Origin of the sequence: Aquirufa aurantiipilula (genome assembly GCF_019923745.1) — a bacterium.
Taxonomy (GTDB): Bacteria; Bacteroidota; Bacteroidia; order Cytophagales; family Spirosomataceae; genus Aquirufa; species Aquirufa aurantiipilula.
Map to the genome: position 1 here is coordinate 178,086 of NZ_JAANOG010000005.1, position 14,487 is coordinate 192,572.

The window sequence follows — 14,487 nt, forward strand, 5'->3', positions numbered from 1 at the left end:
TTCTTAAATAGGTTGATTCACCATGGCTGGCGAATTGATGTAAAAATTCTAATTTATATGGCTTCCTGATCTACATAACACGCTACATTGGGGTGCATCCACAAAAAAGTAGCTGGACAATTCGTCGTAATTTTCTTCTCCATGATAGTCCTATAAGCCTCTTGCTTCCCCTTTCCAGTAATCAGGAAAATGATTTTTTTAGACTGTAAAATTCCTTCCATTCCTACACATAAACCAAATGCAGGTTCTGCTCCTTGGGAAAGGGCAGGATCATGCTGAATGGTTGATTCAGCTAAAATAGCTTTATGAAATGGCGCCTGTAAATAGTCTCCAGGCTCATTAAAAGCAATATGTCCATTTTTACCTAAACCCAATATACAAATATCCATTGGTCCTTCTTCATCCAAATAAGCCTGTACTCGATCACACTCTGCTTGATAATCTTTTAGATTGGTATCAAAGCTGAAATAACGATCTTCAGAAATATCCAATGGACCTAAAAGGTGCTTTTTTAAATAGCTTTCACATGAATCCGGATGCTCGGATGGAATAATACCCCATTCATCCATTTTGATAGTACGCATGGCTGAAAATAAGTTTCGGTCTACAGTATGGGCTTGATGCATGTGAGCATACATGCCAGTAGGTGATCCACCTGTTGCAGCACAAAATAACAAATCAGGTTTTTCTTTGACCGACTGGACGATACTTGCACTCGCTATTTCACTTAATTCAGCGTAATTCTTAACAGGTATAATTTTCATATGGGAATTCTTCAGGTTTATTTCAATTGAGAAGTATCAACTCGGCTTGGAGTATCCTTACCAGAAATGATGGTTTGTGCACTTAAAGCAATGGACTTAATAATGGCTGTCATATTATCTAAATCCAAGGTTTCAATTTGGTCACTCGGTTTGTGGTAATTAGGTTCACTGTCCATTTTGGATGTAGAAATAGTATGGGCTGGCACACCTAATCTAGCCAACGTGGCATTATCTGAGCGATAGAATAAATTTTGATCCGTGTAGGGATCTGGATGAAAAGTAAATCCCGTCCCTTCCAGATTTTTTTGCAAAATAGCCCCCATATCGGTCTTCTCAAAGCCTGTGATATAGGCACTATTTTTTCCCCACTTACTTTCTGTACCAATCATTTCTAAATTGAACATGGCTTTCACAGCAGCTGGGTCAAACTGCTCTGAAAAATAAGTAGCCCCAAAACCTCCGCTTTCTTCGGCAGTAAAGGCAGCAAAAATTAAAGTTCGCTCGTTTTTATTCCATTTCTTAAAATACTTGGCCAACATCATCATACCCGTCGTTCCCGCAGCATCGTCATTGGCACCATTATATATGGAATCGCCTTTCACTGCTCGGTTGGGCATCACCCCTAAATGATCATAATGTCCCGAAAAAATAACGTATTCATTCGCCAACGATTTCCCTGGAATAATTCCCACTACATTGCTCAATGGCATGGGGGTAATCTCATTTTCCACTTCAATTTTAAATTTTGTGGCTGGTTTATTGGATAAAATAAAGGCTACATTCACTTGATTCTCTCTCAACATATTACGGTTACTCAATCGAGCAAATAAAGCTGCAAAATCCTCATCTACCCAAACCACCGTAGGTTTTTTACCTGAAATATATCGATAGGCCGATTGAAAGAAATTTTCTCCTTTGGCTATCGTTGCTTGAGCATAGTCAGTATTTTCTTGGATGATGGTTTTCGTTTCCTTTCCTATCACCACTATTTTTTTACTATCTAAAACTTCACCATTTAAACTCGCTTGCATGGACTTGAGTGTAGGTTTATACATTTGAAAAGTCTGCAAATAGCTGGATGAATTCCCCCATTTCTTCAATTTTGATTGAGCAAATTCGTCTGAAATAAATTGCGCTGCCTTCTCAATTCCTGGAGTAAATGGTTTCCTTCCTGCCAATTCATCGGAAGCTAAATAGCGTTCAATACGCTCTACTTCTTTGACGTTAATAATTTTATCAATCGACTGACCTATGGCCGTGATGGAACATAGAAGGCCGACAAACACTAAATTTATTTTTCTCATGTTGATGGATGATTTATACTAAGCTAGATGAATTTCAAGATTTAAAAGTATTAAATTAATATCAATGATTTAGTGCTTAATTAGCGATTTTGCAGTAAATGGATTTTCTTTGTCTAACTCTACTCCTATAAAAGATGCTCAAAATTCTATTTTGCTTATTGATCAGTCCTATCGTTTTTGCACAAACATCCTTATTCTCCATTTCAGGACAGCAACCCGATTTTTGTCTTGGAGAATCCGGTAAAATAGAGGTAGTATTTGGCCAAAAAAATAAATTATATTATTCCTTTTCATCAGATCAAGGAAAGCATTTTTCTGAACCTAGTCTAGTAGATTCCTTAGTTGGACTACATTTGGGGGCCTCCCGTGGACCTAGAATCGCAAGCTCTCAATCAGAAACCATCATTACAGCGATTGATAAATTAGGCAATGTATATGCTTTTAGAAAATCCCAAACGGGAAGCTGGATAAAAAACCAAGTAAATGATATTCCAGAAATTGCCAAAGAAGGATTTAATGCTATTTCGGCAAACAAAAAGCAACAATTCACAGTCATTTGGCTTGATTTAAGAGGTGACAGAAAAAATAAATTAATGTCGAGCACCTCCTTGGATGGAGGAAAAAGCTGGCAAAAAAATCAATTGGTATATACTTCTCCTGAATCAAGCATTTGTGAATGCTGCCAGCCCAATATTGTGATGAAAGATAATCACATAGCCATCATGTTTCGAAATTGGTTACAAGGATCTAGAGATATGTATGTGATTCAATCTACTAATGGTGGCAAAACCTATGGACAGGCTCAAAAATTGGGATTGGGAACCTGGGTTTTAAATGCTTGTCCAATGGATGGAGGTAGTTTAGATATAGCCCCTAATGGAGAAATTGTAAGTGTTTGGCGCAGAGCAGAAAATCTATATACCTCTGGAATAAAAGGGGAAGAAACACTCATAGGACCTGGAAAAAATGCTTCTACCGCCATGCTTTCTTCCGGACAATGGTTGGTTTGGAGTCACATGGGACAAATTTTCCTAAAATCAAGTAAGACAGGAAGCACTCAAAATTTAGGGGCTGGTAGATTTCCAATTATAAAAGCCATCAATACTCAACAAGGTTTTATTATTTGGGAAAACCAAGGTCAAATATTTGGACAAAAACTAGGTTCTTAGTTTAGACTAGTCTTAATTTCAACGGGATTGCTAAGTACTTTATGAATAGGGCATAGATTAGCGATTCCCAGAAGCCTTTCTTTTTGTGCCTCATCCAAATTCCCTGTCAGATGTATTTCCCGAGAAATAGTGGTTTTAAGAAGTTCCTTATCCCAAACAAAATCTAATTTTAAATCCACACCTTGTAAATCCCAACCTTTACGGTCGGCATACATGCGTAAAGTGGCAGTGGTACATGCCGCTAATGCAGCCCTCAAAAGTTCATCCGGAGAAAATCCCGAATTAGCCCCTCCGAGTTCCACCGGTTCATCCGCTACTATTCGATTCCCTGAATCACTTTGAATATCTACTTGATATAACGCATTACCTAGATGTGATGTAATTTTTCCCATGTGACTTATCTTTTAAAACTAGGATAAGGAACATATTCATTCTCCTCCCCAGCAATTTTATCAAAACGCTGATTGATCCAATCATCTTTGGCTTTTTCGATTAGAGCTTTATCACTAGAAACAAAATTCCAATTGATAAAACGTTCTTCTGGAAAAGGTTCTCCTCCAAAAATGTAAATGGTGGTATTCGCATCCATCGTAAATGTACATAGACTATGGTCCTTCGCTACGAGTAACTGCTTGGGACCAAAGGTATTTCCCCCTTCTTCAATTCCGCCTTCCAAAATATATATTCCAGATTCTCCAAAAAGCTGATCTCCCAAAGACAGTTCTGTTCTTGCTTTACTCTTGATTTCTATCATGTACAAAGGACTATAGACAGGCACTGCAGATTCACGCCCAAAGGCTTTTCCTGCAATCAAAGTAAACTGAGAATCCCCCTCATTCCAAGTAGGCAATTCTTCTTTGCTTATGTGAGCAAAGGAAGGTTCCATTTGTTCTAAGTCTTTAGGCAAGGCCACCCAAATTTGTAAACCATGTAAAACTTTATCGGAATGGCGCAGATGGTCTGGAGTCTTCTCCGAATGTACAATGCCTTTACCGGCGGTCATCCAATTTACTTCCCCAGGTTTTATTTCTAATGCGGAACCTAATGTATCCCGATGAAAGATACTTCCTTCAAACAAGTAAGTCAAAGTGGATAAACCTATGTGGGGGTGGGCCAAAACATCTAGATTTTCCCTTTCATTTAATTTGGTTGGCCCCATGTGATCAATAAATGAAAACGGCCCAATCATTCTTTTTTGACGAAAAGGTAAGAGTCTTCCTACCATAAAATTACCAATACTGGCTGCCCGCTCTTCGATAATCAGTTGAATATTTGACATGGCTTATATGATTTATAGCAACGAATTTACGGGCTTTGCCAAAGAATAAAACTTAATCTAGATGAATAAAAATGAATTCAATTCCTGAATCTTCCACCATAGAAATTTAACCATTACTTAATATCCTTAAACATGTTAGTTCATATCACAGAGGCACTTTTGTGGAAAATTCCTCAATCCTCATGCCTAAAAATAAATTTATCCTAATCAATCTTTGTATTTTACTATTTTTCTGTAATTTGTATTCAATATTCTATAATTACACCAACTATATAAACTAATCCTCCTTTCCTTTTCTCTATTCTAGAGTATCAGGAAACATCCAATCAACCTAATAATTATCCTTTATGAAAAAAACTCTTACCATGAGACAACATGTCTCGTACCTGAGAATGTGCATTCTCTATTTAGTCCTGCTATGTGGAGCTGTTCACTCCACTTGGGCAAGCGCTTCCCCATTTGACAAATCCGTCACTGGGAAAGTTACGGAAGAAAATGGTGCTCCAATTCCAGGAGTATCCGTTACGCAAAAAGGTAGTACTCGAGGAACTACTACTGACATTAATGGAAATTTCAAAATCAATGTCGACAATGAAAAATCCATTTTAGCTTTCTCTTTTGTGGGTTATATCCCCCAAGAAATAGAAGTAGGAAGTCAAAGCACTCTTACCGTGAAATTAAAAGTTGATACCAAATTATTGACAGAAGTCGTGGTAGTAGGTTATGGTAGCCAGAAAAAGGCCAACCTAACTGGAGCTGTAGATCAAGTCAGTAGTGAAGTATTTGATAACCGACCTTTAACCAATTTAAATCAAGGTCTTCAAGGTGTGATGCCCAATTTAAATATCAAAATGGGGGATGGAAAACCAAATCAAGCCCCAAGTTTTAATATTCGCGGAACCACATCCATTGGTCAAGGAGGAAATGCTTTGGTATTGATTGACAACGTAGAAGGTGATCCAAGTTTATTAAACCCAAATGACATCGCCAGCATAACGCTATTAAAAGATGCCGCATCTGCGTCAATTTATGGGGCAAGAGGTGTATTTGGAGTGGTTTTAATCACCACAAAAAATCCAACAAAAGGAAAAACATCGGTTACTTACTCATCTAATTATTCCTTGAAAAACCCGATTGCCGTTCCTGAGTTAGTGACAGATGGATATACTTTTGCTTCCATGTTTGCGGAGTCATTTGTCAACTTCCAAGGAAGTTTTCCTCAAAACGTAAATAAAACTTTAAAGTTTTCACAAGCTTACTTGAATGAGTTTAAGCGTAGAAAGGAAGTTGGCGGTTTACCCGATTATGAAATTGATCCTGTAACTGGGGAATATGTCTATTATGGAAGCACAGATTACTATGGACATTTGTATAAAAAGGTTACCACATCCAAAGAACATAATCTAAGTATCTCTGGAAGTAGTGACAAAGCGAGTTACCTATTAACAGGTCGATATTTTGGACAGGATGGTTTATTCAGGTACAATTCGGACGACTACCAAATGTTGAATTTCTCAGGAAAGGGAAGCGTTCAACTGTATCCTTGGTTAAAAGTGACGAACTTCACCCAATTCTCTAACATGAAATACCACAATCCACTCAATGTGGGAGAAGGTGGTGGAATTTGGAGAAATATAGCGGATGAGGGACACCCTATTTCTCCATTATTAAATCCAGATGGTACACTATCATTTTCTGCGGCTTATAACATTGGAGATTTCTATTATGGAAAAAATGGTATTGATAACGACAAGCGTGTGTTTAGAAATACAACTGGTTTTGCAGCTGATTTCTTCAAAAACAAATTACGTGTTAAGGGCGATGTCACCATTCAAACCACTGACAATAATGATAGAACCAAGGCAGTACCCGTTCCTTATAGTGTAAAACCTGGGGTTATTTCCTATGTAGGAACGACCACCAATTTCATCAATGATGTATACAGGGAGACAAACTACCTAACGACCAACTTCTATACGGAATATGAAAATACTTTTCATGAAGATCATTACTTAAAAGTGATGGCAGGTTACAATTATGAGGAATCTAGATTTAAAAGATTATCAGCCCAAAGAAATGGACTAATCTTTGAAGGTGCCAATGATATAAACCTTGCGCTCGGCCAATCCATCACCACCAGCGGTGGTTGGGAAGTTTGGAAAATTATGGGGGGGTTCTCTCGTCTAAACTATTCATTCAAAGACAAGTATTTATTGGAAGTAAATGCCCGATATGATGGCTCTTCTAAATTCCCTAGTAACCAACGTTTTGCCTTCTTCCCTTCTTATTCATTGGGTTGGAGACTTTCCAAAGAAGCATTCTGGAATGTACCAGAAAAGCTAATAACAGATTTAAAATTAAGAGCTTCCTATGGTTCATTAGGAAATGGAAATATCAATTCCTATGCCTATTTAGAGCAGTTTAATATTGCTCAATCTGGATTAGTGCTGAACGGTCAAAGGCCACAATTCACCACTAACCCAACGGTCATTCCAGAAGGTTTGACATGGGAAACGGCCACTACAAAAAATATTGGTATTGACCTTTCCATGTTGAATAATCGCCTGCACTTTAATGCAGATGCCTATATCAGAACTACTACTGATATGTTTACCGTAGGTTTAACTTTACCCGCTGTATTTGGAGCATCTGCACCGAAAGGAAACTATGCTGACTTAGAAACTAAAGGATGGGAAATGTTACTTTCCTATAATGATCAAGTAAACGTAGCATCTAGTCCATTAAAATTCAATGTCCGTTTAACGCTATCTGACTACACTGCAGTGATAAAAAAATACAATAATCCTCAAAAATTATTGAGCGACTTTTATGAAGGACAAGTGATGGGCGAAATTTGGGGATATACTACTGCCGGATATTTTACTTCAGCAGATGATGTCAAAAACAGTGCAAAACAAGATTTGTTCCGTAGTGCCAATAGTGGGGTTTGGTATCCAGGTGATATCAAATTTGTGGATTCCAACGGTGATGGTCGTATTACCCCAGGGACAAGCCGCGTTAGCAATCCTGGAGACCGATCCATCATCGGAAATTCTACACCACGTTATACTTATGGTATCATGTTAGGGGCTGATTGGAAAAACTTCTTCTTCTCTGCATTTTTCCAAGGTGTAGGCCAACAAAATTGGTACCCAAGTAGAGAGGCTAGTTTATTCTGGGGACAATACAATCGACCTTATGGAGGAATTCCAAAAAGCCAATTGGGCAATATTTGGAAAGAAGATAATGTCAATGCTTATTTTCCAAGATACGTATCGCGTATAGCCAGTAATGCCAATGGAACACTTTCTGCTCCTCAGACTAAATACATGCAAGATGTGCGTTATATCCGTTTAAAAAACATTCAAATTGGGTATAATTTACCGAGTCATGTTGCCTCCAAAATTGGTTCTACTGCAGCCCGAGTATATGTTTCAGCAGAAAATATTTGGACAGCTTCCCCGCTATTTAATATTACTCGTGATATAGATGTTGAAAATGCCGTAGCATCTGATCAAGTGTTCTCTCCCGGAGGAAACTCTGGTGATGGTTATAACTATCCATTGATGAAAAGTGTAACACTTGGTTTATCTATTACATTTTAATGAGCTGAGAGTCAAAAATTAGAAAATTCTTAGCCGGTAAAACAACCTTAAAATTTTAACAAAAGATCATGAAACTTAACTATATCTTCTGCCTACTTTTCACATCCAGTTTGTTTTTTGGATGTAGTTTGGAAGAAATTCCAGAGGCAACGACCACCAAAGGCCCCATTTTCAGTAGTGAAAGCGGCCTGATTTTATATACCAATTCATTCTACAACATGATGAATGGGAAAAACTTACATCGTGCTGATGCGATGTCTGACTATTTAGCCAGAAAAGACACCCCACCTTTCATCACTCCAGGTAACTTTAGTGCGGAGGTGAGTTCAGGATGGTCTTGGTCTGATCTAAGAAATATCAACTATTTCATTAAAAACTGCAACGATCCCAAGGTTCCTTTAGCGGTTCGAAATAACTACATTGGTATTGCTAGATTCTTTCGTGCTTGGTTTTATTATGAAAAAGTAAAGCGCTTTGGTGATGTGCCATGGATCAATAAACCCTTGGATGTTTCAGATACTGAACTATTAAATAAGGGGAGAGATTCTCGCGTCATGGTGATGGACTCTGTCATTGCAGATTTGAATTTTGCTTGTGCTAATATCACGGCAAAAACAGAAGGAACGCGTAGTTTGATTACAAAATATGCGGCATTTGCTTTCAAATCACGCGTTTGTCTTTATGAAGGCACATTAAGAAAATACCACACTAATTTAAATTTAGCTTCCAGTTCAGCTAACCTATTAACTCAAGCTGCTGCTGCTGCTAAAGTGGTAATGGATGAAGCTGGTTATAAATTATATGATGGTGCTGGAGTGGATAAATCGTACCGACAGGTGTTCATTAACCCAGCACCAGTAGCAACCGAGGTGATACTTTCTGCTGTTTGTGACTTGGCATTGAATAACCTAAATGATGGTAACTGGTATTGGACTTCAGGAACCTATGGTGATAAGGCCAACTTCATTCGTTCCTTCATCAATACTTATTTAAACATTGATGGTACACCTTTCACCAATAATCCTGCATATAAAACGATGCTGTTCAAGGATGAAGTAAAAGGTCGAGATAAGCGTTTACAACAAACCATTCGTTCGGGAGATTACAAGCGATTAAACAATGGGGTTTTAGAAGCAGCTCCTCCTTTGTTCTCTTATACCTTTACAGGCTATCAACCTATTAAATGGGCTCTTGATGATATGTATTATGATACTCGAGATTTAAATATCAACTCTGTCTCCATCATCCGTTATGCTGAGGTATTACTAAATTATGCTGAAGCAAAAGCAGAATTAGGTTCATTAACTGATGCTGATTGGGCTGCGAGCATTGGCTTATTAAGAAAAAGAGCCGGTATAACAGGTGGAACGAGCACCTTACCAAAGGTCATTGACACTTACCTCCAAACAACCTATTTTCCTGCTATTTCTGATCCGATTATCTTGGAGGTACGTAGAGAAAGAGGTATTGAATTATGCTTGGAAGGTTTCCGCTTTGATGATATTGTAAGATGGAGAAGAGGAGAGCTGATGCAAATGGAATGGAATGGAATGTATGTGCCAAATTTGGATACTCCTTTAGACTTAAATGAAGATGGGAAATTGGATGTAGCCTTCTACCAAAAACTACCAACCAAAGTTTCAGGAGTTACTTATGTAGAGGTTTCTCCACTAATCAGTGGAAAGACTAATCCTCAATTACTTTCAAATGGTACTTCGGGAGAATTGACTTGGTTCAATAACATACCTAGGAAATGGGAAAATAAACACTATTTATACCCTATTCCTGCTGGAGATTTAATTACTAATCCCAAACTAGGACAAAATCCAGGATGGTAAAAAAAAGAAGCCTACATGTAGTAGGCTTCTTTTTTAAATATTGCTATAATCTACAAGGGATTTAATGCCAAATTCCCCATTTGCATTAATCTGAGAGTGATTTTAACAATTTTTATAAAAAATTATCGTTTGGAAATCAATGTTCTCCTAAAAGCTATTGTGAATTAAGAAGAATCTATCTAATTTGAGAGTATTAATTTTAAGAATTTAGTTTGTTGATGAAGTGTAATGCAAAAAAGTCACCTGATATTCATGTGACTTTTTTTGATTTATTTTCTTCCAAGATGATTAGCCGAAGCTTACTCTAAACTTGTTCAAGTCATGAAAAATCAAAATTCATTACGCTATATTTTTGCCCTTTTCTTCCTCTCATTTGCTGCCCATTGTCAATATATATTCCCCGATGTACTAGTCAAGTTTAAACCATTGGTCCAAGAAGCCATATTTACAGGCACGGGGTCCCCAACTTGGGATGAACAAATTCGCGAAAGAGGATATATCCTAAAAGAAAAAGATGGTTATCACATGTGGTATACAGGATATACTAAAAACGATCCTGTCAAACATCTAGGTTATGCCACCTCAAAAGATGGAATACAATGGAAAAGACATGCTTCCAATCCCATCAATCCCCAGCAATGGATAGAAGATGTATTTGTCATTAAAAAAGGTAGTAAATATTATATGTTTGCAGAGGGAAAAGGTGATACAACACACCTATTGGTTTCTGCAAATAAGACCAACTGGAAAGCATTGGGAAACATTCGCATTAAAAAGACCAATGGACAACCCATCGAAAAAGGGTCTTTTGGCACTCCTTGCGTCATTGTTGTAAAAGGCCTTTACTACCTATTTTATGAACGGGATGACCTGGGGATTTGGTTAGCTAAATCCAAGAACCTGATTGACTGGGTCAATGTACAAGATCAACCGGTACTAAACAAAGGGCCGGAGCCTTATGATTTATATGGTGTTGCCATGAATCAAGTCATCTACTACCAAGGTTATTATTATGGCTATTATCACGCTACCGCTTATAAAGATTGGCGTGAATGGTCCAGTAATGTGGCCGTTTCAAAAGACCTTATCCATTGGACTAAATACCCTCAAAATCCCATTATTGGAAATAATCAATCCAGTAATATCATCGTTCCTGCCCAACAAGGCTTTCGATTATATACCATGCATTCCCAGGTTCATGTATATCAGTCGAATTAATACAAGCATTCTAAAACAAAAAAGCCTAGACCTGAATCAAGTCTAGACTTTAATAACCCGTGTTCTACTTATTTCTCTAATAATTAATCAAATTTTCATGAAAGAAGGTTGTTTAAATCCCTCCAACAATCGATCTTTTTTTATGCAATCTATTTTTTCCCGATTCATTCATTTTATTACTAACAAATCGGATTACAAAATTAAAATAAAGGGCGTAAATAATTCTTTAAATAGGAGTACTAAATCAGGAACATTTGTTACTAAAATGTAAAATTGTGTTACTTTTAGTGAAATTTGTGAATCTTTTGATGAAATGCGTCTAAATACTCAAAATCTTGTTTTAAGTATTTGTCAAGGAATACTCTTCTCTTGCTTTCTCCTATGGTCTGCACAAGATATGTTTGCACAAGACACCATTTTTGTTAAAACATATTCCCTACCTGAAAAAATTGCCAACATTGATGGAGATGGAAGGAATCTAATTGTCCGTACTGACAATCACTTATATAAATTCAACGCTGGTCGCTTTGACGAATTAAAGTTTACTCCACAAGAGAACGACCGTTTTACATGGATAAGTAAAAACGACAAACAAGACGTATTCGGGACGTATAGCACCTTGCAGTTTCCAGAGAGCCATCAAGTCAAACACCGTAGATTGGAAACCATTCTACCAGGTTATGACCAATACAACATGACGGAAGCATCCATCGGAAATTTATATTACCTAGCCTACAATGGAATCCTATTGGAATACCGAATTCATAATTTTTATTCCATCAAACACCGTGGCAAATCCATTCGACATATTTACCATGATGACAATTTCCGAGTGGTAGCCACATATGCGGGAATATTCATTGACTCTACCAATGAAGTTTTTTCAAACAAACCCATTCCTGGAACTAATTTTTCCAGTGGGGAAACCAATAAAATTGACAATCATTATTATTTGAATTCAGACCCCATTTATCAATTAAGCAATGGTCAATGGGAATTACTTCCACTGAATACGGATATCAAACATTTTAAAAAACTACTAAAAATAGGGAATCAGACATATTTTCAGTCCACGCAAGCTATTGGTACAATTAACTTGCAAAATCTTAACCTCAAAAAAGTCATTACGCATACGTCGGAATTTCATGATATGGAAAATCTAGGAAGTATGCTCCTACTAGGCAATGCCAATGGGAAGTTATACCTCTACGATGTTGATAAAAGAAAATTAGAGTCTGCCAACATAGGTTCATCTATCTATGACATCACCATCAAAGGCGAACAGATCATTCTTTCCTGCAATGATGGCCTGTATGAGTTTGATTTAAAAACCAAAAAAAGTCAACTTCTCTTTCGCCATAAGCACATCATACAATCCATTTTTATTGGGAATAATATCTTGATTACCAGTTTTGAAGGGCTTTTTCTCTATACTCAAAACAAGGAAGTTTTTCAAATTATTGAAAACGTAGAATTCAATAAAAGAGCTTTAAGTAGCTGGAATGAACAAGTGTATGCAGGTTCTACAGAGGGCCTATATGTCATCAATCTCCCGCAATTAATAAACGAAATTTTACCGAGATTAGATCCCGAAATTTTGGACGAAAATAAATTAGATTCGTCTCTATCAATTGCTTTAGGCTTTACTCTCGTCGTGATCATAGCAAGCACGGTGTTTATCCGATACAGAAATAAAGGAATTCCAGAAAATTACCGTATGCCTAAAACGGATATAACTCCTGAAAGAATAAGGGAAGACATGTTTAAAAATGAACACTTAATTAGTGTAGAAAGCATTGCGGAACATTACCAAATATCCCGTGTCCATTTAAATCGACTATTGAAAAAACACGATAAAAACACCTTGGAATTAATCAAGCAGATTAAAAAAGAAATCGTACTAGACTTAAAAAACAAACAAGTACCCATCGAAAAGATCAGTCAAAGGGTAGGTTATACAAGCAAATACATTAAACAACACTTTTTGAAAGGCTAAATTTAGGCCACCATGTATTCCATGGATTGGATCAATTTGTGTGAATTACTACATGTTGAATTGGCTTTCTTCCCCACTACCCAATCCCAAATTTTGATAGAATCTCCTTCACCACAGCGCATTCGGACTTTGATAATTACCGCTGACAGACAAGTCAAGATACCGATAAAAATAACGGCAGAAAGAATCCCCAAGTAATCCGCCAAAATGCCAGTCATCAATGCTCCAATGGCATAGCCCAAATCTCTCCATAACCTGAAGATGCCCATACTTTTTGCCCGATCTAAAGGATGTGTATTTTCGGCTAAAGTCGACAAAAAAGTAGGATAAACCATGGCTGTCCCCCAGCCCAACAAGGCCGAAATTCCCATGAATTGCACTATGGTTTCGGCCCAAATCAATAAAATTAAGGCTATTCCTTGCAATAACATCCCGCTAAAAAGCATATCCTTTTTACAGAATTTATCAGACATTTTTCCTGTCAATAATTGCCCCAATCCCCATACTGCGGGGTATATTGCTATAATCAATCCTATTTGTTGCAATTCAAAACCTTTACTAGCCAATAACATGGGGAAAATCCCCCAAACCATCCCATCATTTAGGTTATTAATCAATCCTGCTTGGGTTACTGATCCTAAATTTCGATTCTTCCAGGTAGTCTCCAAAAAAATTTGTTGTAGGCGGGGTACACGACTCGTTTGCTCCTCCTGGATTACGTGTTGTCGGGTATCATTGATGAAAAAATAACTACCTAGCAAACCCAATATGACGAGCAAAATTCCGAGATAAAAAGGATATGGCCTTAAGCCAAATTGATTCGCTATATATCCAGATAAAAAAGCAAAAAGGGCTACCGCTAAATAACCAGCAGATTCATTTATTCCCATGGCTAATCCACGCTGCTTCTCGCCTACCAAATCAATCTTCATCACTACTGTAGAGCTCCAGGCTAATCCTTGATTTATGCCCAAAAAAACATTGGCAACAATGACCCAATTCCAATTGGGAGCAAACATGAGCAAAAAAGGAATAGGAATGGCCATAATCCATCCAAAAACCAATAGGTTTTTACGGCCAAAACGGTTGGCTAAACTTCCTGCGAAATAGTTTGAAATGGCTTTGACAATGCCAAAAACTATGATAAATGAAAGAATGGCTGTTTTGGCTGCAAGATCAAATTCTTTCTCTGCTATTTGTGGTAAAATGGTGCGTTCTAATCCCACCATTCCACCCACAAAAGCATTGATTAGTACCAACAAGCTAAACTGTTTCCAATTTTCGCGCAAACCCAATTTGACTTGTTCCATATGT

Annotated in this window: 10 protein-coding genes; 5 read left to right on the forward strand and 5 right to left on the reverse strand. The window is 37.4% G+C overall.

What is annotated here, in order from left to right:
* Positions 1-53: 53 nt before the first annotated feature.
* Positions 54-764 (reverse strand): 6-phosphogluconolactonase, encoded by a 711-nt coding sequence (locus G9H60_RS07555; RefSeq protein WP_223143448.1) that lies wholly within the window; start codon positions 762-764, stop codon positions 54-56.
* Positions 765-781: 17 nt separating this feature from the next.
* On the reverse strand, positions 782-2,068 hold the full coding sequence (locus G9H60_RS07560; RefSeq protein ID WP_223143449.1) for a M28 family peptidase: 1,287 nt from the start codon (positions 2,066-2,068) through the stop codon (positions 782-784).
* Positions 2,069-2,202: 134 nt separating this feature from the next.
* On the opposite strand from G9H60_RS07560, the gene G9H60_RS07565 reads away from it, so the two are divergent.
* A complete protein-coding gene (locus G9H60_RS07565) occupies positions 2,203-3,237 on the forward strand; it encodes a sialidase/neuraminidase family protein (RefSeq protein WP_223143450.1) in 1,035 nt (344 codons plus the stop codon).
* Here G9H60_RS07565 and G9H60_RS07570 read toward each other — a convergent pair.
* Positions 3,234-3,629 carry an OsmC family protein gene (locus G9H60_RS07570; protein ID WP_223143451.1) on the reverse strand — a complete coding sequence of 132 codons (396 nt, stop codon included), beginning with the start codon at positions 3,627-3,629 and terminating at the stop codon, positions 3,234-3,236. The two genes, G9H60_RS07565 and G9H60_RS07570, sit on opposite strands and share 4 nt — an antisense overlap.
* A gap of 5 nt (positions 3,630-3,634) precedes the next feature.
* The gene (locus tag G9H60_RS07575; protein ID WP_223143452.1) at positions 3,635-4,516 is read right to left on the reverse strand and encodes a pirin family protein; all 882 of its coding nucleotides are present in this window, start codon (positions 4,514-4,516) and stop codon (positions 3,635-3,637) included.
* A 347-nt stretch (positions 4,517-4,863) separates the two neighbouring features.
* Between G9H60_RS07575 and G9H60_RS07580 the strand changes: the two genes are divergently transcribed.
* The 4 genes from G9H60_RS07580 (at position 4,864) to G9H60_RS07595 (ending at position 13,173) form a co-directional block, all read left to right on the forward strand.
* Positions 4,864-8,121, forward strand: a complete 3,258-nt coding sequence (locus tag G9H60_RS07580) for a SusC/RagA family TonB-linked outer membrane protein (protein ID WP_223143453.1) — start codon at positions 4,864-4,866, stop codon at positions 8,119-8,121.
* Between the two features lie 68 nt (positions 8,122-8,189).
* Positions 8,190-9,959 carry a RagB/SusD family nutrient uptake outer membrane protein gene (locus tag G9H60_RS07585; protein WP_223143454.1) on the forward strand — a complete coding sequence of 590 codons (1,770 nt, stop codon included), beginning with the start codon at positions 8,190-8,192 and terminating at the stop codon, positions 9,957-9,959.
* A gap of 321 nt (positions 9,960-10,280) precedes the next feature.
* Positions 10,281-11,177 carry a glycoside hydrolase family protein gene (locus G9H60_RS07590; RefSeq protein ID WP_223143455.1) on the forward strand — a complete coding sequence of 299 codons (897 nt, stop codon included), beginning with the start codon at positions 10,281-10,283 and terminating at the stop codon, positions 11,175-11,177.
* A 313-nt stretch (positions 11,178-11,490) separates the two neighbouring features.
* Complete coding sequence (locus G9H60_RS07595; RefSeq protein ID WP_223143456.1) at positions 11,491-13,173, forward strand: helix-turn-helix transcriptional regulator; 1,683 nt, start codon at positions 11,491-11,493, stop codon at positions 13,171-13,173.
* Positions 13,174-13,175: 2 nt separating this feature from the next.
* On the opposite strand, the gene G9H60_RS07600 is transcribed toward G9H60_RS07595, so the two are convergent.
* The gene (locus tag G9H60_RS07600; RefSeq protein ID WP_223143457.1) at positions 13,176-14,483 is read right to left on the reverse strand and encodes an MFS transporter; all 1,308 of its coding nucleotides are present in this window, start codon (positions 14,481-14,483) and stop codon (positions 13,176-13,178) included.
* Between the last annotated feature and the right edge of the window lie 4 nt (positions 14,484-14,487).

Bases quoted from the DNA above. Each gene is read 5' to 3' on its own strand.
- G9H60_RS07555 (WP_223143448.1), bottom strand. From the start codon at position 764: ATGAAAATTATACCTGTTAAGAATTACGCTGAATTAAGTGAAATAGCG.
- G9H60_RS07560 (WP_223143449.1), bottom strand. From the start codon at position 2,068: ATGAGAAAAATAAATTTAGTGTTTGTCGGCCTTCTATGTTCCATCACG.
- G9H60_RS07565 (WP_223143450.1), top strand. From the start codon at position 2,203: ATGCTCAAAATTCTATTTTGCTTATTGATCAGTCCTATCGTTTTTGCA.
- G9H60_RS07570 (WP_223143451.1), bottom strand. From the start codon at position 3,629: ATGGGAAAAATTACATCACATCTAGGTAATGCGTTATATCAAGTAGAT.
- G9H60_RS07575 (WP_223143452.1), bottom strand. From the start codon at position 4,516: ATGTCAAATATTCAACTGATTATCGAAGAGCGGGCAGCCAGTATTGGT.
- G9H60_RS07580 (WP_223143453.1), top strand. From the start codon at position 4,864: ATGAAAAAAACTCTTACCATGAGACAACATGTCTCGTACCTGAGAATG.
- G9H60_RS07585 (WP_223143454.1), top strand. From the start codon at position 8,190: ATGAAACTTAACTATATCTTCTGCCTACTTTTCACATCCAGTTTGTTT.
- G9H60_RS07590 (WP_223143455.1), top strand. From the start codon at position 10,281: ATGAAAAATCAAAATTCATTACGCTATATTTTTGCCCTTTTCTTCCTC.
- G9H60_RS07595 (WP_223143456.1), top strand. From the start codon at position 11,491: ATGCGTCTAAATACTCAAAATCTTGTTTTAAGTATTTGTCAAGGAATA.
- G9H60_RS07600 (WP_223143457.1), bottom strand. From the start codon at position 14,483: ATGGAACAAGTCAAATTGGGTTTGCGCGAAAATTGGAAACAGTTTAGC.